Below are 499 nucleotides of genomic sequence, written 5' to 3'. Positions count from 1 at the left end.
CAGCGAGCGCCCGATCCCGGGGTGCGACCAGGCGAGCCAGGCGCCGTCCGGGGAGAACGCGAGATCCCGCACAGGACCGTTCACGGACCGGATCAGCTCGACGATGCCCCCACCTGCGGAGCTGCCCCCACCTACGGAACTGCCCTCACCCACGGAGCTGCCCCCGCTACCCCCTGAGTCGTCCCCGGCTACAACCTCAGAGGTATCCAGCAGCAGCACCCGCCCGTCGTGAGAAGCGATCGCCAGCCGCTTCCCCTCCGGGTCGGAGACCAGCTCCAGGACCCGCCCCAGTTCCCCGGACGCCAGCCTCCGAGGGGGACGTTCACCACTGGCTCTCGGGAGGTACGCGATCTCGACCGCGTCCTCCCCTTCCGCATCGGTGACGTACGCGATCCGGCCCCCGGACCCCAGCATCTCGGGAAGTCGTACCCGTACCCCTGGGGTATCAGCGATGGTCCGCGCCGGACCGTCCCGGTGCGTCAGCCAGTACAGGCTGCCG

General features: G+C 70.5%; 1 pseudogene. It reads right to left on the bottom strand.

The window, feature by feature from the left end:
* Positions 1-499, bottom strand: a pseudogene (locus AOK24_RS51175) (peptidase S41); the annotation flags it as partial.

Origin of the sequence: Streptomyces niveiscabiei (assembly GCF_001419795.1) — a bacterium.
Taxonomy (GTDB): Bacteria; Actinomycetota; Actinomycetes; order Streptomycetales; family Streptomycetaceae; genus Streptomyces; species Streptomyces niveiscabiei.
Note: the sequence above shows the minus strand (reverse complement) of the source record. Positions and strands in the feature narration are given on the sequence as shown.